Annotated in this window: 21 protein-coding genes and 2 pseudogenes; 8 read left to right on the forward strand and 15 right to left on the reverse strand. The window is 62.8% G+C overall.

Annotation, left to right across the window (positions count from 1 at the left end; genetic code table 11):
- Positions 1 to 5: 5 nt before the first annotated feature.
- The 4 genes from hutU to hutI are packed head-to-tail and all read right to left on the reverse strand — an operon-like array spanning position 6 to position 5,358.
- Complete coding sequence (gene hutU / locus X738_RS76015) at positions 6 to 1,676, reverse strand: urocanate hydratase (protein WP_023803204.1); 1,671 nt, start codon at positions 1,674 to 1,676, stop codon at positions 6 to 8.
- A gap of 40 nt (positions 1,677 to 1,716) precedes the next feature.
- Complete coding sequence (hutG, locus tag X738_RS76020) at positions 1,717 to 2,538, reverse strand: N-formylglutamate deformylase (protein WP_023803205.1); 822 nt, start codon at positions 2,536 to 2,538, stop codon at positions 1,717 to 1,719.
- A gap of 52 nt (positions 2,539 to 2,590) precedes the next feature.
- Positions 2,591 to 4,126 carry a histidine ammonia-lyase gene (hutH, locus tag X738_RS76025; RefSeq protein WP_023803206.1) on the reverse strand — a complete coding sequence of 512 codons (1,536 nt, stop codon included), beginning with the start codon at positions 4,124 to 4,126 and terminating at the stop codon, positions 2,591 to 2,593.
- Positions 4,123 to 5,358, reverse strand: a complete 1,236-nt coding sequence (gene hutI, locus X738_RS76030) for an imidazolonepropionase (protein ID WP_023803207.1) — start codon at positions 5,356 to 5,358, stop codon at positions 4,123 to 4,125. Before hutI ends, hutH begins: the two co-directional genes overlap by 4 nt.
- Positions 5,359 to 5,456: 98 nt before the next feature.
- Between hutI and X738_RS76035 the strand changes: the two genes are divergently transcribed.
- Both X738_RS76035 and hutC read left to right on the forward strand, forming a co-directional pair.
- Positions 5,457 to 6,809, forward strand: coding sequence for a formimidoylglutamate deiminase (locus tag X738_RS76035; RefSeq protein WP_023803208.1), 1,353 nt, complete (start codon positions 5,457 to 5,459; stop codon positions 6,807 to 6,809).
- The gene (hutC, locus tag X738_RS76040; protein WP_023803209.1) at positions 6,806 to 7,552 is read left to right on the forward strand and encodes a histidine utilization repressor; all 747 of its coding nucleotides are present in this window, start codon (positions 6,806 to 6,808) and stop codon (positions 7,550 to 7,552) included. The genes X738_RS76035 and hutC overlap by 4 nt, the downstream gene beginning before the upstream one ends.
- A gap of 45 nt (positions 7,553 to 7,597) precedes the next feature.
- Here hutC and X738_RS76045 read toward each other — a convergent pair whose 3' ends face one another.
- Entirely contained in the window at positions 7,598 to 7,942 is a 345-nt protein-coding gene (locus tag X738_RS76045; RefSeq protein ID WP_023803210.1) for a RidA family protein, read from the reverse strand.
- A gap of 222 nt (positions 7,943 to 8,164) precedes the next feature.
- Between X738_RS76045 and aztA the strand changes: the two genes are divergently transcribed.
- From aztA to X738_RS76065, 4 genes are all read left to right on the forward strand, one after another.
- A complete protein-coding gene (gene aztA, locus X738_RS76050) occupies positions 8,165 to 8,989 on the forward strand; it encodes a zinc ABC transporter ATP-binding protein AztA (RefSeq protein WP_023803211.1) in 825 nt (274 codons plus the stop codon).
- Positions 8,989 to 9,864 (forward strand): zinc ABC transporter permease AztB, encoded by an 876-nt coding sequence (aztB, locus tag X738_RS76055; RefSeq protein WP_023803212.1) that lies wholly within the window; start codon positions 8,989 to 8,991, stop codon positions 9,862 to 9,864. Before aztA ends, aztB begins: the two co-directional genes overlap by 1 nt.
- A gap of 19 nt (positions 9,865 to 9,883) precedes the next feature.
- Positions 9,884 to 10,816: a zinc ABC transporter substrate-binding protein AztC gene (gene aztC / locus X738_RS76060; RefSeq protein ID WP_023803213.1), complete on the forward strand. Its 933-nt coding sequence runs from the start codon at positions 9,884 to 9,886 to the stop codon at positions 10,814 to 10,816.
- 146 nt (positions 10,817 to 10,962) lie between these two features.
- Positions 10,963 to 11,301, forward strand: a complete 339-nt coding sequence (locus tag X738_RS76065; RefSeq protein ID WP_023803214.1) for a TIGR01244 family sulfur transferase — start codon at positions 10,963 to 10,965, stop codon at positions 11,299 to 11,301.
- Positions 11,302 to 11,425: 124 nt separating this feature from the next.
- On the opposite strand, the gene X738_RS76070 is transcribed toward X738_RS76065, so the two are convergent.
- The gene (locus tag X738_RS76070) at positions 11,426 to 11,893 is read right to left on the reverse strand and encodes an Lrp/AsnC family transcriptional regulator (RefSeq protein ID WP_023803215.1); all 468 of its coding nucleotides are present in this window, start codon (positions 11,891 to 11,893) and stop codon (positions 11,426 to 11,428) included.
- Between the two features lie 140 nt (positions 11,894 to 12,033).
- Between X738_RS76070 and hppD the strand changes: the two genes are divergently transcribed.
- Positions 12,034 to 13,146 (forward strand): 4-hydroxyphenylpyruvate dioxygenase, encoded by a 1,113-nt coding sequence (hppD, locus tag X738_RS76075; RefSeq protein ID WP_023803216.1) that lies wholly within the window; start codon positions 12,034 to 12,036, stop codon positions 13,144 to 13,146.
- 7 nt (positions 13,147 to 13,153) lie between these two features.
- Here the strand turns inward: hppD and X738_RS76080 are convergent, their stop codons facing one another.
- The 8 genes and pseudogenes from X738_RS76080 to hmgA form a co-directional block, all read right to left on the reverse strand.
- Positions 13,154 to 13,465, reverse strand: a complete 312-nt coding sequence (locus tag X738_RS76080) for a BrnA antitoxin family protein (RefSeq protein WP_023803217.1) — start codon at positions 13,463 to 13,465, stop codon at positions 13,154 to 13,156.
- Positions 13,452 to 13,708, reverse strand: a pseudogene (locus X738_RS76085) (BrnT family toxin). The gene X738_RS76080 and the pseudogene X738_RS76085 overlap by 14 nt, the downstream one beginning before the upstream one ends.
- A gap of 50 nt (positions 13,709 to 13,758) precedes the next feature.
- The gene (locus X738_RS76090) at positions 13,759 to 14,307 is read right to left on the reverse strand and encodes a DinB family protein (protein ID WP_023803218.1); all 549 of its coding nucleotides are present in this window, start codon (positions 14,305 to 14,307) and stop codon (positions 13,759 to 13,761) included.
- Position 14,308: 1 nt separating this feature from the next.
- Entirely contained in the window at positions 14,309 to 14,596 is a 288-nt protein-coding gene (locus tag X738_RS0144120; RefSeq protein WP_031256732.1) for a hypothetical protein, read from the reverse strand.
- Positions 14,597 to 14,632: 36 nt separating this feature from the next.
- Positions 14,633 to 14,878, reverse strand: coding sequence for a hypothetical protein (locus tag X738_RS76095; RefSeq protein ID WP_245277834.1), 246 nt, complete (start codon positions 14,876 to 14,878; stop codon positions 14,633 to 14,635).
- A gap of 44 nt (positions 14,879 to 14,922) precedes the next feature.
- Entirely contained in the window at positions 14,923 to 15,936 is a 1,014-nt protein-coding gene (locus X738_RS76100; RefSeq protein ID WP_023803220.1) for a fumarylacetoacetate hydrolase family protein, read from the reverse strand.
- A 74-nt stretch (positions 15,937 to 16,010) separates the two neighbouring features.
- Positions 16,011 to 16,901, reverse strand: a complete 891-nt coding sequence (locus X738_RS76105) for an MBL fold metallo-hydrolase (RefSeq protein WP_023803221.1) — start codon at positions 16,899 to 16,901, stop codon at positions 16,011 to 16,013.
- Positions 16,902 to 16,912: 11 nt separating this feature from the next.
- Positions 16,913 to 18,226, reverse strand: a complete 1,314-nt coding sequence (gene hmgA / locus X738_RS76110; protein ID WP_023803222.1) for a homogentisate 1,2-dioxygenase — start codon at positions 18,224 to 18,226, stop codon at positions 16,913 to 16,915.
- A gap of 79 nt (positions 18,227 to 18,305) precedes the next feature.
- Here hmgA and X738_RS76115 point away from each other — a divergent pair, with 79 nt between their 5' ends.
- Positions 18,306 to 18,794, forward strand: a complete 489-nt coding sequence (locus X738_RS76115) for a MarR family winged helix-turn-helix transcriptional regulator (RefSeq protein ID WP_023803223.1) — start codon at positions 18,306 to 18,308, stop codon at positions 18,792 to 18,794.
- A 28-nt stretch (positions 18,795 to 18,822) separates the two neighbouring features.
- On the opposite strand, the pseudogene tdh reads toward X738_RS76115, so the two are convergent.
- Positions 18,823 to 19,061: pseudogene (gene tdh / locus X738_RS0144125) on the reverse strand (L-threonine 3-dehydrogenase); the annotation flags it as partial.

Genomic DNA, 19,061 nt, shown 5'->3' on the forward strand with positions numbered 1-19,061 from the left:
GCGGTTCAGCCGAGGATGCCTGGCAGGTTGAGCTGGTGCTCCCTGGCGCAGTCGATGGCGAGGTCATAGCCGGCATCAGCGTGGCGCATGACGCCGGTTGCGGGGTCATTCCATAGCACCCGCTCCAGGCGTTTGGCCGCTTCGCGTGTGCCGTCGGCAACGATGACCATGCCGGCATGTTGCGAAAAGCCCATGCCGACGCCACCGCCATGATGCAGCGATACCCAGGTTGCGCCGGAGGCGGTGTTGAGCAGCGCATTGAGCAGCGGCCAGTCGGACACGGCGTCCGAGCCGTCCTTCATCGATTCCGTCTCACGGTTCGGCGAGGCAACCGAGCCTGAATCGAGATGATCGCGGCCGATGACCACCGGCGCCTTGAGCTCGCCTTTCGCCACCATCTCGTTGAAGGCGAGGCCGAGCCGGTGGCGGTCGCCGAGACCAACCCAGCAGATGCGCGCCGGCAGACCCTGGAAGGCGATGCGCTCACGCGCCATGTCGAGCCAGTTGTGCAGGTGGGTGTTGCCGGGCGTCAGCTCGCGCACCTTGGCGTCGGTCTTGTAGATGTCCTCGGCATCGCCGGAGAGGGCTGCCCAGCGAAACGGACCGATCCCGCGACAAAACAGTGGCCGGATATAGGCCGGCACGAAACCCGGGAAGGCAAAGGCATTGTCGAGCCCTTCCTCCTTCGCCACCTGGCGGATGTTGTTGCCATAGTCGAGCGTCGGCACGCCGGCATTCCAGAACGCCACCATCGCCTCGACATGTTCGCGCATCGACGCGCGCGCCGCCTTTTCGACCGCCTTCGGGTCGCTGGTGCGCTTCTCGCGCCATTCGGCGAGCGACCAGCCCTTGGGGAGATAGCCGTTGAGCGGATCATGCGCCGACGTCTGATCGGTGACCAGGTCGGGGCGCACGCCACGCCGCACCAGTTCCGGCACGATGTCTGCGGTGTTGCCGACCAGGCCGACCGATTTCGCCTCGCCGGCCCTGGTCCAGCGCTCGATCCTTTCCAGCGCCTCGTCGAGCGTGTCGGCGCGTTCGTCGACATAGCGAGTGCGCAGCCGGAAATCGATGCGGTCGGGATCGCATTCGACCGCCAGGCAGCAGGCGCCGGCCATGACCGCGGCCAGCGGCTGGGCGCCGCCCATGCCGCCGAGGCCGCCGGTCAATATCCATTTGCCCCTGAGGTTGCCGTCGTAATGCTGGCGGCCGGCCTCGACGAAGGTCTCGTAGGTGCCCTGCACGATGCCTTGGGTGCCGATGTAGATCCACGAGCCGGCCGTCATCTGGCCGTACATCATCAGGCCCTTCTTATCGAGCTCGTTGAATTTCTCCCATGTCGCCCAGTGCGGCACGAGGTTGGAATTGGCGATCAGCACGCGCGGCGCATCGGTGTGGGTACGAAACACGCCGACCGGCTTGCCGGACTGCACCAGCAGCGTCTCGTCGTCTCCAAGCGTCTTCAGAGAGGCGACGATGCGATCAAAGTCGTTCCAGGTGCGCGCCGCGCGGCCGATGCCGCCATAGACGACCAGTTCGTTGGGGTTTTCGGCGACGTCGGGATCGAGATTGTTCATCAGCATGCGCAACGGCGCTTCAGTCAGCCATGTGCGGGCATTGAGCTCGCTGCCGCGCGGGCTGCGGACTTCGCGGATGTTGTGGCGAGGATGGGTCATGGCGTCACTTTTCCTTTCGAATGAGCTGCGCGGCGATGCGTCAGCGCCCGGCCCAGGCAATCGCGCTTTCCAGGATCCGCTTCAGCGTGGCGCGGATCGGCGCGGCGAATGCCGGGTCGTAAGGCACCGGCCAATTGTCGGGCGTACCTTTGCCCTCGGGCTCGCGCATATAGCCGCGGTTGGACAGTTCCATCTGCAGCGCATGAACGCCGTTTTGCGGCTGGCCGAAATGGCGCGTGATCCAGCCGCCTTTGAAGCGGCCGTTGACGACAAAACTCTCGCCGGTCTCGGCGAGGATCTGGCCGACCATTGCCTGCAAGCCCGGATCGGCGCTTTTGCCGTCATTGGTGCCGAGGTTGAACACCGGCAGAGTGCCTTCGAACAGCCGCGGCAGCATCGAGCGGATCGAATGGCAGTCATAGAGGACGATCTTCCGGTGCACGGCGCGCAGCCTGTCGATCTCGGCCTGCATGGCGGCATGGTAAGGCACAAAGTACTTTTCGCGGCGCTCTTCGACCTCCGAGGCATCAGGCTCTTCCCCGACGCGATAGAGCGGATCGCCGTCGAAGGTCTCGGTCGGGCACAGGCCGGTGGTTGCCTGGCCGGGATAGAGTGAGACGCCGGAGGGATCGCGATTGACGTCGATGACGGTGCGCGAGATCGCGGTATGCACCACCGTCGCGCCGAGGTCTTCGGCAAACTCATACAGCTTGTCGATCCACCAGTCGGCGTCGCGGCGGCCGAGCCAAGGCGACACCAGCCGGTTCTCGAGGCCGGCGAGATCGATGCCGGTGTGCGGGATCGAGACCAGCAGGGGGGCGGTGCCGCGCTTTACAGTGAGCCAGGAGGAGGGCGCGTTCATGAATGGTCTCCCTGCGCTGGCGCTTTGCGGCGACCTATAGAGGCGCACATCCTCACGACGCGATTCCCGGCAGCGCCACCGCGCCCGCTGCCTTCGCGACAGCGCCGCTGCGCACCATGGCGACGGCCTTTTCCATGTCGGGGTGGAAATGCCGGTCATTGTCGAGATGCGGCACTTCGGCCCTGACCAGTCTGCGCACCGCTTCGAGCGGCGCACTCGATGCCAGCGGCGCATGGAAATCGCAGCCTTGCGTGGCGGCCAGCAATTCGATTCCGATGACGGCCGTCGCATTCTCGATCATGCCGATCAGCCGGCGCGCGCCATGTGCCGCCATCGAGACGTGGTCTTCCTGATTGGCCGAGGTCGGGATCGAATCGACACTGGCCGGATAGGCCTTTTGCTTGTTTTCCGAGACGAGTGCCGCCGCCGTCACTTGCGGGATCATGAAGCCGGAATTCAAGCCTGGCTTCGGGGTCAGGAAGGCCGGCATGCCCGACAGCGCCGGATCGACCAGCATGGCGATGCGCCGTTCCGACAGCGAGCCGATCTCGCAGACGGCGAGCGCGATCATGTCGGCGGCGAAGGCGACTGGCTCGGCGTGGAAATTGCCACCGGAAAGTGCTGTGTCGTCCTCGGCGAAGATCAGCGGATTGTCGGTGACGCCGTTGGCCTCGGTGCCCAGCGTGCCGGCGGCCTGGCGCAGCACGCTGAGCGCTGCACCCATCACCTGCGGCTGGCAGCGCAAGCAGTACGGGTCCTGCACGCGTTCGTCTCCGACCCGGTGCGATTCACGGATGGCACTGCCGGCCATCAGGTTGCGCAGCGCCTCTGCCGTCTCGATCTGGCCAGGATGCCTCCTGAGCAGGTGGATGCGCGGATCGAAGGGGGCGTCGGAACCCTTGGCGGCATCGGTCGAGAGCGCACCAGCGACCAGCGCCGACTGGTAGAGCACTTCGGCGTCGAACAAGGCGGCCAACGCATAGGCGGACGAAAACTGTGTGCCGTTGAGCAGCGCCAACCCTTCCTTGGCGCCAAGCGTGACCGGCTCCAGCCCGTGCGAGACAAAGGCGACCTTGGCCGGGAACCGGCCATGCGGGGTAAAACATTCGCCGACGCCGATCATCACCGCCGTCATGTGCGACAGTGGCGCAAGGTCGCCGGATGCGCCGACCGAGCCTTGCGCCGGCACCACCGGAATGACGTCGTTGGCGAGCATCGCTTCGAGCAGCTCAATGGTCTGCGGCCGCACGCCGGAGGCGCCCTGCGCCAAGCTGGCCAGCTTCAGTGCCATCATCAGCCGGCAAACAGCGACCGGCATCGGTTCGCCGACGCCGGCGGCATGCGACAGCACGATGTTGCGTTGCAGCGTCTCGAGATCGGCGGCGGGGATACGGACGCTGGCCAATTTGCCGAAACCGGTGTTGATGCCATAGACCGGCTCACCCTTGGCGACGATGCGGGCAACGGCCTCGGCGCTGGCCTTGATCTTTGGCCAGCAGGCCGCGTCCAGCTTCGGCATCGCGCCACGATAGATTTCGCGCCAGTCGGCCAGCGTCGTGTTGCCCGGCTTGAGTTTGAGTTCACTCATTGTCCCCTCCAGATGCGGGCATGCAGCGGGTTGAAGCCCATGCGGTAGACGAGCTCGGCCGGGCGCTCGATGTCCCAGATCGCCAGGTCGGCCGATTTCCCAGCCTCCAGCGTGCCGGTTCGTCCGAGCAGTCCGAGCGCGCGGGCGGCCTCGCGGGTGACACCGGCAAGGCATTCGTCAACAGTCAGACCAAACAAAGTCGCCGCCATGTTCATGGTCAGCAGCAGCGAGGTCAGCGGCGAGGTGCCGGGATTGCAGTCGGTGGCGACCGCCATTCTGACGCCGTGCTGGCGAAATAGGCCGATCGGCGGCTTCTTAGTCTCACGGATGAAATAGTATGCGCCGGGCAGGATCGTCGCCACGGTCCCGGCCCTCGCCATCGCCGCCGCACCCGCCTCGTCAGTGTATTCGAGATGGTCGGCCGACAGGGCGCCATAGCGCGCCGCAAGTTCTGCGCCGTGCAGGTTGGACAATTGGTCGGCGTGGAGTTTTACCGGCAGGCCTGCTGCTTTCGCCGCGTCGAACACGCGAGAAATCTGCTCTGGCGAAAAGGCGAGGCCCTCGCAAAAACCATCGACCGCGTCGGCCAGGCCCTCGGCGGTGACGGCCGGCAAAATCTCGTTTGCGACCAGATCGATAAACGAGTCCTTGTCGCCTTTCGCTTCAGGCGGCAGAGCATGCGCGCCGAGGAAGCTCGTTGTAACCGTTACTGGACGGTTTTCGCCCAAGAGCCGCGCGGCGCGCAGCGATTTCTTCTCGTTTTCGAGATCGAGTCCGTAGCCCGACTTGACCTCGATGGTGGTGAGGCCTTCAGCGATCAGCGCGTCGAGGCGCGGCAGCGACTGCGCAACCAATTCCTGCTGGCTGGCAGCGCGCAGCGCCTTGACCGACGAGACGATGCCGCCGCCGGCCCTGGTGACCTCTTCATAGGTGGCGCCGGCCAGCCGCATGTCGAATTCGTTGGCGCGATTGCCGGCGTGGATCAGATGAGTATGGCAGTCGATCAGGCCGGGTGTGATCCAGCGGCCTTCGCAATCGACATTCTCGGCGTTCTGGCTGAAGGCTGCCGGCATGTCGGCTCCCGGGCCGGCATAGACGATCAGGCCATCGCGCGCGGCGATCGCGCCGTCTTCGACGATACCCAGTCCGGCGGCGCTGTCGGCCATGGTCGCTAGACGCGCATTGCGCCAGAGGCGGATCTCCCCTGTCCGGCTTTTGCTCTCTCCAGCCATCATCTTTTCCGTTTCAATCGGCGGTGATTATGTATATACATATTGAAACGCACTGCAAGCGGTATCATTGCACGGGACAAGGGAATCGGAGAGAAAACGTGACTGCGATCTTTGCGGAACAGGCGCTTCTGCCCGACGGCTGGCATTCCAATGCCCGGATCGTCGTCAGTGATGGCCACATCGCCACGGTCGAGCCCAACACCGCATCCCAGCCCGGCGACGAACGCCATGCCATTCTGCTGCCAGGCATGCCGAACCTCCACAGCCACGCCTTCCAGCGCGGCATGGCCGGTCTAGCCGAGCTGCGCGGCCCTTCATCCGACAGTTTCTGGAGCTGGCGCGAGGTGATGTATCGCTTCGCGCTGTCGATGACGCCGGATCAGGTCGAGGCGGTCGCCGCGCAGCTCTATGTCGAGATGCTGGAGGCTGGGTTCTCACGCGTCGGCGAGTTTCACTATCTGCATCACGACCGCGACGGCCAGCCCTACGCCAACGTCGCCGAAATGGCCGACCGCATCACCGCCGCGGCTGCCGACACCGGCATCGGGCTGACGCTGCTGCCGGTCTTCTATGCACATTCCTCTTTCGGCGGCGCAGAGCCGAATGAAGGCCAGCGGCGATTCATCAACGATATGAATCGGTTCTCGCGGCTTGTTGAGAAATGTCACGAAACCGTTCGCACCTTGAATCACGCGGTCGTCGGCATCGCCCCGCACAGTCTGCGCGCCGTGACACCGGAGCAGTTGGAAAACATCGCGACAATGGCACCCGGCGGACCGATCCACATCCACATCGCCGAGCAAGTGAAGGAGGTCGAGGACTGCCTTGCTTGGTCCGGGGCGCGGCCGGTCGAATGGCTGCTCGTCAATGCCAGGGTCGATGGTCGCTGGTGCCTGATCCACGCCACCCACATGACCGAGTCCGAAACGGCGGCCATGGCGAAAAGCGGAGCAATCGCCGGCCTCTGCCCGATCACCGAGGCCAATCTCGGCGACGGCACCTTTGCAGCACCTTTGTTCAAGCAACATGGCGGCCGCTTCGGCGTCGGCTCCGATTCCAACGTGCTGATCGGCCTGCCGGACGAATTGCGGCAGCTCGAATATTCGCAGCGCCTCGCCCACCGTGCCCGCAACCTGCTGGCGGTCGCCGGCGGTTCGACCGGGCGCGCACTGTTCGATGCCGCGCTCGACGGCGGCAGCGCAGCGCTCGGCGCAAGCCCCTCGCGGATCGCCGCCGGCGCCCCAGCCGATTTCATCTCGCTCGATGGCAAGCACCCCTCGCTTGCCGGCAAGACGGGCGATGCAGTGCTCGACACCTGGATCTTCGCCAACGGTTCCAAGGTCGATTGTGTCTGGGTGCATGGCAAGAAACTGGTCAGCAGTGGCAGGCATGCAAGGCGCGATTTTATTGCCGAGCGTTTTCGCACGGTGATGACGGCGCTTTCGGCATGAGCATGATCCAGACAATGGATGCGGACGGCGGCGAGCCCCTCTCGCTGCATCAACGCATCCTGTCCGACATCAGCGAACGAATCCTGTCCGGCGCCTGGGCGCCCGGCCACCGCATCCCGTTCGAGCACGAACTGACGGCCGAGTACAAATGTTCGCGCATGACGGTGAACAAGGCGCTGTCGCAGCTTGCCAAGGCGGGGCTGATAGAGCGCCGCCGCCGCTCTGGCAGCTTTGTCCGGCGGCCGCAGTCGCAAGCCGCGGTGTTGGAAATCCATGACATCAGGATCGAGGTCGAGGCGCTCGGCCTGCCCTATCGCTACGAGCGTGTGGCACGACATAAAAGACGCAGCAGCGCCGAGGATCGCGCCTTGCTGGAACTCGACTGCAACGGGCCGGTGCTGGCGCTGGAATGCCGGCATTTCGCCGGCAAGCGGCCGTTCGCCCACGAACAGCGGCTGATCAACCTGGCCGCTGTGGCCGAGGCCGCCAACGAGGAATTTTTTGCCGTCGCGCCTGGGCCGTGGCTGATCGCCCGCGTGCCATGGAGTGCCGCCGAGCACCGCATCCGCGCCGTCGCCGCCGACAGACACATTGCGACCGCACTCGAAATCGAGTCCGGCGCCCCCTGCCTGGTGGTCGAGCGACGGACATGGAGCGCCGAGCACCCGGTCACCCATGTCCGTTTCACCTATGCGGCCGACAGCCACAAGCTGGTCGCGCGGTTCACACCGTCGCAGGGGTAACCCTCCCCTCGAGGGCCCTCGAGGGGGAGGGTAAAGAGCCGCATCTCAAATGGCGGCGGTAACGATGATCTCGACCAGGTATTCCGGCCCGGCAAGCTTGGCCTCGCCGGTGGCGCGGGCCGGGGTATGGCCCTGTGGCACCCACTTGTCCCATGCCGCGTTCATCTCGGCAAAGGTGCTCATATCGGCCAGCCAGATGATCGCCTGCAGGATCTTGGTCTTGTCGGTGCCGGCCTTGGCCAGCAATTCGTCGATGGCCGCCAGAATGTCCCTGGTCTGGGTGCCGACGTTTCCGCCTGGTTCGCCGACCTGACCAGCCAGATAGACGGTGTTGCCATGGATGACGATCTGGCTCATGCGTGGGCCAACATCGATGCGACGAATGCTCATTGGACGTTTCCTTCCTTTGTGGGTCGCGCCTCTTTAGAGTCGCGGTTCGCTGGCGGCAAGGTTGCATGAGCGAATCCTCTTGAGCCAGCAGGCGTGGGGCGAAAATAGGCACACGCAAATTGCTCCGGTCGCCGCAATTCCGCCGGATTGACTTGTTGACTAATGTAATAACATCACATATCCACCCCGCTGCCGTACTAGTGGTGTCCCACGGATCGTCACATGACCAAAACCTGCCTGACATTCCGCGACCTGACGCTGGGCTACAACAGCCATCCGGCGATCCATCATCTCGATGGCACAATCCGCCGCGGGTCGCTGACAGCAGTCGTCGGCGCCAATGGATCGGGCAAGTCGACCCTGATGAAGGGTATCGTCGGCGTGTTGAAGCCGATGGCCGGCACGGTTGTCCGGGCGCCCGGCGTGCGCGCCGCCTATCTGCCGCAACAGTCGGAACTCGACCGCTCCTTTCCCGCCCGGGTCGTTGATCTGGTTTCGCTCGGCCTGTGGCCACGGCGCGGGCTGCTCGGCCGCTACACTAGGGAAGATCGCGAATCGGTCAGCCAGGCGCTGATGGCCGTCGGCCTCGGCGGCTTCGAGAAGCGCCCGATCGACACGCTGTCGGGCGGCCAGCTGCAGCGCACGCTGTTCGCTCGCGTGCTGCTGCAGGACGCCGATCTCATTCTGCTCGACGAACCGTTCAACGCCGTCGATACCAAGACCGTCGGCGACCTGATCGCACTAATCAAGCGCTGGCATGGCGAGGAACGCACGATCCTGGTTGTCGTCCACGATCTGGAACTGGTGCGCCAGAACTTCCCCGAGACGCTGCTGCTGGCGCGCCAGCCAATCGCCTGGGGCGAAACCAGGGAAACACTGCGGCCGGAAAACCTGTTGCGCGCGCGCCGCTTCCACGAAGCCTGGGAGGAGAACGCGCCCTGGTGCGAGCCGGACAAACACGGTGATCACGGTCACGGCCCCGGGCACGACCCTGGGCACAACCATGCGCACGACCATCATCACGGCTCCGGGCCGCGGGCAGCATGATGGACACGCTCTACGGTCTTCTCGTTGCTCCGTTCGCCGAATTCGCCTTCATGCAGCGGGCGCTTGCCGGCTCGCTGATGCTGTCGCTCGGCGCCTGCCCGGTCGGCGTGTTCCTGATGTTGCGGCGCATGAGCCTTTCCGGCGACGCCATGGCCCACGCCATCCTGCCGGGTGCTGCCGCCGGTTTCCTGTTTTATGGGCTGGAAATCCTGCCGATGACCATCGGCGGGCTGATTGCCGGCATCATCGTCGCGCTCGGCGCCGGCGCCGTCTCGCGCTTCACCATCCAGCGCGAGGACGCTTCGATGGCGGCCTTCTACCTGATTTCGCTGGCGATCGGCGTGCTGATGGTGTCGATCCGCGGCTCCAGCGTCGATCTCATGCATGTGCTGTTCGGCACCGTGCTTGCGCTCAACAATGAAGCGCTGACACTGATCGGCGGCATCGTGCTGGTCACGCTGGTCAGCCTCGCCATCTTCTGGCGGGCGCTCGTCGCCGAATGTCTCGACCCGCTGTTCCTGCGTTCGGTCAGCCGGCTGGGCAGCCCGGTGCATTTCATCTTCCTCGGCCTCGTTGTGCTCAACCTGGTCGGCGGCTTCCAGGCGCTCGGCACGCTGCTATCGGTCGGGCTGATGATGCTGCCTGCGGCCGCCGCCCGCTTCTGGACCATGCGCGTCGAGCCGATGTGCGTGCTGGCGGTGCTGATCGGCTTTGCCTCCTGCGTCGCGGGGCTGCTTCTGTCCTATCACGTGTCGCTGCCTTCCGGCCCGGCCATCATCCTGTCGGCCGGCGTCGTCTATTTTGCCTCGATCCTGTTCGGCACGCGCGGCATCCTGCGCGCCCGTATTATCCATCACCGCCACAGAACCGCCTGATCCCGAAGGAGGGCCGTCCATGCTGAAATCGATCCGCGCCGCCCTGGCAGTGGGCGTTATAACATTGTCAGCCTTTGGCGAGTCGTCGGCCTTCGCGGAGCCGTTGAAAGTGGTCGCCAGCTTCACGATCATTGCCGATTTCGCCAAAAATGTCGGCGGCGACCGGATCAATCTGACCACCATCGTCGGGCCGGATGGCGATGCCCATGTCTACGAGCCGAGCCCGGCCGACGCGGTGGCCATGGCGGGTGCGGATGTGGTGCTGGTCAACGGCCTGCATTTCGAAGGCTTTTTGCAGCGCCTGGTCGACGCCAGTGCCACCAAGGCGACGATCGCCGTTTTGACCAAGGGCGTCACGCCGATCAACTTCAAACCCGAATTCGCCGATGCCGACGCTGCTGAAGGCGCCCACACTGATGGCGAGACCGATCCGCATGCCTTCCAGTCGATCGCCAACGCCAAGATCTATGTGAAGAACATCGCCGATGCCTTCTGCACCGCCGACGCTGGGGGTTGCGACAGCTACAAGGCCAATGCCGCCGCCTATACAAAGAAACTCGACGCGCTTGAGGGCGAAGTGCAGACGGCGATCCAGTCGATCCCGAAGGAGAAACGCGTCGTCATCACCTCGCATGACGCCTTCGGCTATTTCGAGAAGGCCTATGGCCTCACCTTCCTGGCGCCCGAAGGGGTCTCGACCGAGTCGGAGCCGTCCGCCGCCGACGTCGCCAAGCTGGTCAGCCAGGTGAAGCAGGACAAGGCGGCGGCGGTCTTCATCGAGAACATCACCAACGCGCGGCTGATCGAGCAGATCGCCAGCGAGACCGGGGTCAAGGTGGGCGGTACGCTCTTTTCAGACGCGCTGTCGCAGCCCGACGGTCCGGCCTCGACCTATATCGACCTGATGCACAACAACATCGCCCAGATCAAAGGCGCGATCCTCGGAAGCTGATGCCTTCCTAGCCAGCCGGGCCGCGTCGGCTCGGTTGGATTCTCCGTCGAAAATAACTATCTGCGCAGTGGGATTTCATTCTGCGCGGATTGCCGATCTCGTCGGGGAGTCTTAAGACTGCGGCCAAACCAGTTTTGCGAGGAAACATGGAATATCGTCAGATCACCGAGGACTATTCGGTCTCCGGCCAGATCCAGCCCGAAGAAGTCGCCGCCATCAAGGCCGCGGGCTTCAAGAGCGTCATCTGCAACCGGCCTGATGACGAGCAGCCCGGCCAGCCTTCGGCGGACACGGTCAAAGCGGCAGTCGAAGCCTCCGGGCTTACCTTCCGCTACATCCCGGTCATCAGCGGCCAGATCACGGCCCAAAATGTCGAGGACCAGGCTGAGGCGCTCGATGAGCTCGAAGGCCCGGTGTTCGCCTATTGCCGTTCCGGCGCACGCTGCACCAACCTTTTTGGGCTGATCCAGCAGTCGAAGGGCTAAAGCGCGTCGCGTCTGACCGGCCTCATGCGACGCGCTTTAGGTTGCTGTTTTTATGCATGTCGTGATCACAAACCGCTGCACACGCTCGGGTCGGGCCCGAGGGCATGCTTTTGCGCGACATGCATTAAATCGGCAGCGCGCCGGTTTCCTTCAGCGTTTCCAGTACGATCGCCGTCTTCACATGCTGCACGGATTCGTGCGGCAGGAGCACGCCGTTGACGAATTCCGACAGCGATTTCAGGTCGGGCGTCACCACTTTCAGGATGTAATCCATCTCGCCGGTCAGCGCGTGCGCCTCCTGCACCTGCGGCAACCGCGCCACCAACTCGCCGAAGCGCCGCGCATTGTCGCGGTTGTGGGTGGCGAGCGTCACCGAGATGACGTTGACCAGTGAGAAGCCGAGCTTGTCGCGGTCGAGCACCGCGCGATAGCCCCTGATATAGCCGTCCTCCTCCAGCCTCTGGCGGCGACGCGAACATTGCGACGCCGACAGGTTCACCCGTTCCGACAAATCGTTGTTGGTCAGCCGTGCGTCGCCCTGCAGGAGAGCCATTATCTTGCGGTCAAACTGGTCTATGCGCGCCTCATCCATGATTTTTTCATCCACCATGCACAATTCCCGCATGATCTAGTCGTTTAAAGCGTTTGAATGCAAGCACCATGCGCCTGCTCCGCGCTATAGTAGCGTCAAAATGGCCCTTTGCGGCCAAGCAGCTTTAGGAGGACAACACCATGGGTCCCTTCCCGCACGATGCACCGCCCGCAACGATCAGCAAGGCCAATCCCGCCGGCACCGACGGCTTCGAATTCGTCGAGTTCGCGCATCCCGAACCGGAAAAGCTCGCCGACCTTTTTACCCGCATGGGCTATGTACCGGTAGCCAAGCACCGCACCAAGAACAACACCGTCTGGCGGCAGGGCGACATCAACTATGTCGTCAATGCCGAACCCGGCTCGCATGCGATGAAATTCGTCGACAAGCACGGCCCCTGCGCTTCCTCGATGGCCTGGCGGGTGGTCGATGCCAAGCACGCGTTCGACCATGCTGTCGCCAAGGGCGCCACACCCTATGAAGGCGTCGACAAGGCGCTCGATGTGCCGGCGATATCAGGCATTGGCGGCTCGCTGCTTTATTTCATCGAGGTCTACGGCGACAAAGGCTCGGCCTACGAAGCCGAATTCGACTGGCTGGGCGAGCCCGACCCGAAGCCGGAAGGCGTCGGCTTCTATTATCTCGACCACCTCACCCACAATGTCTATCGCGGCAGTATGGACAAATGGTGGGATTTCTATCGTGACCTGTTCGGCTTCAAGCAGATCCATTTCTTCGACATCGACGGCAAGATCACCGGCCTGGTCAGCCGCGCGATCACCTCGCCCTGCGGCAAGATCCGCATCCCGCTCAACGAGTCCAAGGACGACACCAGCCAGATCGCCGAATATCTGAAGAAGTACAATGGCGAAGGCATCCAGCATATCGCCGTCGGCACGGACGAGATCTACGGCGCCACCGACAGGCTGGCAGCCAACGGCCTGAAGTTCATGCCCGGTCCGCCGGAAACCTATTACGAGATGTCTCATGCCCGCGTGCACGGCCATGATGAGCCGATCGAGCGGATGAAAAAGCACGGCATCCTGATCGACGGCGAAGGCGTGGTTGACGGCGGCACGACCAAGATCCTGCTGCAGATTTTCTCGAAAACCGTAATCGGGCCGATCTTCTTCGAATTCATCCAGAGGAAGGGCGACGAGGGTTTTGGCGAGGGCAATTTCCGTGCGCTGTTCGAATCGATCGAGCAGGACCAGATCAAGCGCGGGGTGCTGAAGGTGCAGGCGGCGGAGTAGGCGACGCCTATTTGGCCAAGCCGGCGGCCTTGCGCAGAATGTCGTTGATGCGGCTCTGCCAGCCGGGACCGCCGGCGCGAAAGCGAGCGACCACATCGCTGTCAAGGCGCAGCGTCACCTGTTTCTTGGGATTGTCGAGCGCCGGCCGCCCGCGCGAACGGCGAATGCTTTCGGCGAGGTCCGGAAATACTTCAGCGAAGGGACGAGCGTTTCGAAAATCCTCCTCTGTCCATTCCGGATTGTCCGAAACGGCATCCCAATCTTCCTTGCTGTAGCCGCGCCCCGGTTCGAATTTTGTCTGCAGCTTAGGTTTTGTCATTGTACAATCTTCTTTCAGCCGGGTTGGCCGGGCGCATCGAAATGATCGAGATGCCCTCGGAGCCGAGCCGGGCAAAGATCACGGCAACGATCCCGTCAATCATCCGACCAATTGCCATGAGACGATCAGCTTTGGCCGCACGGATCGTTGACGTAAGGAAAATTCCTCATCCAGCGTGGCAAAATCCAACCCGTGCTTTTCGATGTTGGCCAACCGTTTCGGTTCGTCCCAGACGATCTTCATCGAAATTTATGTACCTACAATAATTAAGTCAAGAATTTTCGTCACTACAATTAATTGCCGCCATCAATCGCCAACCGCTCGACCTCCGCTCTCCTGAGTTTCAGATCATAGTCGAGGAAGAATTCGTCGAGTTGCGGCGGCTTTACCGAGGTGCCGGACAGCATGGCGTGCACCTGGCCGCGATGATGGATGTCGTGGATGAAGAGGTGGGCGAGCAGATCGCCGATGCGCTCCGGTATTTTTCCGTCCTCGCGCCGGTCGGTGATGACATGGCGGTCGAGATCGACCGCCGACAAATGATCGCAAAAGGCGATCAATCGCCGGTCGGATGCGCCCTGGGCGTCAAACAGCGCTTGTGGTTCATCGAACGGCACGAAATCGTCATGGGCCGCGGCGCCAACGCCGCCCTCTTCGAGAAAATCGAGATAGAGATGATCGACCGCCAGGATGTGGTTGAGCGTTGCCATGATCGACGGAAAGAAGCTGGTTCGCTCGGCTTCGAATTCGCCGGGCTCAAGCTGCAGCACAGCGCTATACAGCCGGTCGTTCGACCAGAGATTGTTGCGCACCATGCGGCGCAGATGGTCGAGCAGGTCCACGTCACACACCAGTCCAGGCAATCAAATTCACGGCGATACCGATAGCCCCTATGGCTAGCAGACGAGCGATCATACCACGGCGTAGCGCTTGCGTTTCAACATCGCTCGCAACGTCCCGATTTATAGCGACGTTAACAAGCTTCGGCAGACGCGCCACGCTACTGAAGTTACGCAGTCTTTCAGATCGATCCTCGATCTGACGGCAGAGCCGGATCGCCGAAATCAAAAGCCAGGCAGTAGCGATGCTACAAATTCCCACGAACCAAAGGTAAGTAGCGGTGTAAGGCATCTTGGGTCCCCCCGCGTTTGGAACGATTAAGCTAGATCACTCCGCTGACTGGACCAAGGACACGCCCGCCCACAGAAGCGCAAATCCGGCGAGAACGATCAGCAGCAGCCGATTCATGCGCCGGCGCATGGCTTGCGTCTCCTCGTCCCGCGCGAGGTTCGTGTTGGTCACCGTGTGGAAAATCATCGCGTTGCGCGGAAAGCCGCTGCGGTTGGTAAGCCCCGGCGAGCGCGCCTCGATGCGATAGCTCAGCCGGATCGCCTGGATGAAGATCGCCAGCATGAGAAGAGCCCAGACACCGCAAAGAAGATAGACAGTCTCGCCTGTCATTCTCCGTATTTCTCGACCTTCTGCTCGATCGCACCAAAAATCGAATGTCCGATCCTGTCCTTCATCTCGATGCGCACAATGTCGCCAAGGCCCAGGAACGGGGTTGTCGGTTCGCCGGCCTCGATAGTCTCGATCATGCGCAACTCGGCTATGCAGGAATAGCCGGTGCCGCCCGCCGAGACAGGCTTGCCAGGCCCGCCGTCGAGCTTGTTGGAGACCGTGCCCGAACCGATGATGGTGCCGGCGGCCAGCGGCCGGGTTTTCGCGGCATGCACAATCAGCGCCGGAAAATCGAATGTCATGTCCACGCCGGCGTTGGCGCGGCCGAACGGCTTGCCGTTGAGATCGACCAGCAGCGGCAGGTTGACCTTGCCGCCATCCCAGGCCTCGCCAAGTTCGTCCGGCGTCACCGCGACGGGCGAAAACGCCGAGGACGGCTTTGATTGGAAGAAGCCGAAGCCCTTGGCAAGCTCTGGCGCGGTGAGGGAGCGCAGCGTGACGTCATTGACCAGCATGACCAGCCGGATCGCGGCTCTTGCCGCATCGAGGCTTGCGCCTATCGGCACATCGTCGACGACGACAGCGACTTCCCCTTCCATGTCGACGCCAAGAGCCTCGTCGACCGTGCGGATCGGATCACGCGGCGCGATGAAACTGTCCGAACCACCCTGGTAGATCAGCGGATCGGTCCAGAAGCTTGCCGGCATCTCGGCGCCGCGCGCCTTCCGCACCAGTTCGACATGATTCACATAGGCAGAGCCATCGGCCCACTGGTAGGCGCGCGGCAACGGCGAATGGGCATCATGCTCGTGAAAGCGCGCTGACGGCACCGCATTGTTCTCCAGCGATTCCGCTATTGTCGCCAGATGCGGCGCGATCCGGTTCCAGTCGTCGAGCGCCGACTGCAACGTCGGCACCAGAAACGAGGCATCGGTGAACCGCGTCAGGTCGCGCGAGACGACGACCAGCTTTCCGTCGCGCGTCCCGTCCTTCAATGTGGCAAGCTTCATGCGGTTTCCTCTCCTGATGCGGCTTTGGTGCCGCTTTGAATTTTGTTCTTATGATCTCTTCCGAAAACCGGTTCTCACTTTTCGCTAACGCGGTCCTTCGGTTCGGGATCATGCTCCAGTCCCACAACAAGGCCGTCGTGGGCAATCGTCAAGTCTCCGGCCCATGTTTTCCTGACGGCGGCGATCCAGTCGGCCTCGCCGATCTCGGGATCATCGGCCGGGATGAGGTGGTTGAGCACCAGTCTTTTGGCTCCTGCGTCACTGGCGATGCGCCCCGCCTCCTCAGCAAAACTATGGCTGGCGAGCAGATGCTCCCTCAGCTGCGCGCCATTGCCGGTTTTCGCGACGAGCCGCTCGATGCCGTCTTCCAGCATGGCTTCATGGACGAGAATGTCGGCGCCTTTGGCGAAATCCGCCAATGGCGGAAAGAACGCCGTATCGGCGGAAAACACCACGCTCTGTCCGGCATGCTCGAAGCGCAGCGCAAAGCAGTCGTTCACCGGCGGATGGTCGACGCGCAGCGCCAAAACCTTCAGGCCGCGCTCCTCCATCACCCGGCCTTCGCCGAACTCGATGATCGAAACCAAATCTGCGATATCAAGCCGGCCTTCGTCGACTATGCGTATCTCGATGTCGAATTCCATCGCCTGGCAAAAGCGCTGCCAGTAATGGCCGGTGCCGGGCGGGCCGAACACGGTGACCGGTGTCGCCAGACCCGCCGTCCAGGCGGTGTGGATCAGCGGACCGAGTTCCAGCACATGGTCGGAATGCAGATGCGTGATGAAGACCAGGTCGAGCGACTTCAGGCTGATGCCGGTCTCGGCCAGCCCGTGCGTCACGCCAAGCCCGCAATCCACGACGATGGTACGTCCGCCGAATTTCAGCAGCGACGAACTCGGCCACGGACCGCCCGGCCGGAGCGCCGGGCCGCCCTTCGAGCCCAGCAGCACCAGCCGATCCCGCATTGGATCAGCGCTCAAGACCAGTCGCCCTCGGGCGTGCCGTTGAAGCGCTTCTTCAGATCGGCCCAGCAGTCGATGTAATTGTCCTGCCGGGTTTCAACCTCGGCGGCGTAGCGGGTCAGCATCTGTGGGAATCGCGTCTCGAACATGAAGGCCATGGTGTTGTCGAGCTTGACCGGTTTCAGATCCGCGTGGAAAGCTTTTTCAAAACCTGTTGCGTCAGGCCCGTGGGCCAGCATCAGATTGTGCAGGCTGATGCCACCGGGAACGAAACCCTCTTCCTTGGCGTCGTACTGGCCGTGGATCAGGCCCATGAACTCGCTCATGATGTTGCGGTGATACCAGGGCGGGCGAAACGTGTTTTCGGCCACCAGCCAGCGCGGCGGGAAGATGACGAAGTCGATGTTGGCGGTGCCCTCTTCGCCGCTCGGCGCGGTCAGCACCGTGAAGATCGACGGATCGGGATGGTCGAACAGGATGGCGCCGACCGGCGAAAACGTTGCGAGATCATATTTGTAGGGCGAGTAGTTGCCGTGCCACGCCACCACATCCAGCGGCGAATGATCGAGTTCGGTGACATGAAACTGGCCGCACCATTTCACGATCAGCCGGCACGGCGTCTCCTTGTCCTCGAACCAGGCGCAAGGCGTCTTGAAATCGCGCGGATTGGCCAGGCAATTGGCGCCGATCGGGCCACGATCCGGCAGCGTCAGCTTGGCGCCGTAGTTCTCGCAGACATAGCCGCGCACTGTTTCATCGATCAGTTCGACCTTGAACACGAGGCCGCGCGGCAGCACGGCGATCTCGCCCGGTCGCAATTCGATGACGCCCATCTCGGTGACGAAGCGCAGCGCGCCCACTTGCGGCACGATAAGCAACTCGCCGTCGGCGTTGAAGAAATGGTCGTCGGCCATCGATCGGTTGGCGACATAGACATGGGCGGCCATGCCGGTCTGGCCGAGCACGTCGCCGGCGGTGGTGATCGAGCGCATGCCGGCAATGAAGTCGGTGGGTTCCTTCGGCATCGGCACCGGGTTCCAGCGGTACTGGCCAAGCGCCAGTTCGTGATCGCCGACATTCGGCGCGCTTTTCCACAGCGGATAATCCGCCACCTTGAAGCGGCCGGTGTGCCTGACGCTCGGCCTGATGCGATAAAGCCAGGAGCGCTCATTGGTGCCGCGTGGCGCGGTGAAGGGCGAGCCCGAAAGCTGCTCGGCATAAAGGCCGTAGGCCGGCCGCTGCGGCGAATTCCGCCCTTGCGGCAGCGAACCGGGCAAAGTCTCGGTTTCGAAGTCGTTGCCGAACCCCGGCATGTAGGAAAAGGCCATGGCATCCTCCCTGGATTGACCAAATTGGTTTCATTTGTAACCATCGAAAATGTAACTATCAATCGTGATGGAGCAGACCATGGAGGCTGACACCCTCGAACTTGAAAGCTTCCTGCCCTACCGGCTCTATCGCCTTGCCGATGCTGTCAGCCGCGAATTTTCCAGGGTTTACAAGGACCGCCACGGCCTGACGCGGCCCGAATGGCGCACGCTGGCCGGTCTCGGCCAGCACGGCACGATGACGGCAACAGCGCTCGGCGAACAGTCGGCCATGCACAAGACCAAGGTTTCGCGCGCCGTCGCCGAGCTCGAACGGCGCCGCTGGCTGACGCGAAAACCTGATGAAAAAGACCGCCGTGTCGAGCACCTGACGCTGACCAACGCGGGCCTTGCCGCCTATCGCGAGATGGTGCCGTTGGCAAAAGCGTTCGAGCGGGACTTGCTGGGAAGGCTGAACGCGAGCGAGCGAGCGGCGGTCACGGAAGGGATGGCGGCACTTAAGGGGCATTGGATAGATCAACGACGCAGCTATGAAACTGCTACGCAGCGATCCTGCCCACCCCTCTAACGTTTCCGGAACGGCACCCGGCCAACACTCACCAGTCCATCACCACCTTGCCGGAATTGCCGCTCTTCATCGCATCGAACCCGGTCTGGAAGTCGTCCACTCCGATGCGGTGGGTGATCAGCCCACTGACATCGAGCGGACCCTGCACCAGCGCGATCATCTTGTACCAGGTCTCGAACATTTCGCGGCCATAGATGCCCTTGAGATGCAGCATCTTGAAGATGACCTTGTTCCAGTCGATCTCGAAGCCGGTCGGCGCGATGCCCA

This window comes from Mesorhizobium sp. L48C026A00 (assembly GCF_000502375.1).
Classification (GTDB): Bacteria; Pseudomonadota; Alphaproteobacteria; order Rhizobiales; family Rhizobiaceae; genus Mesorhizobium; species Mesorhizobium muleiense.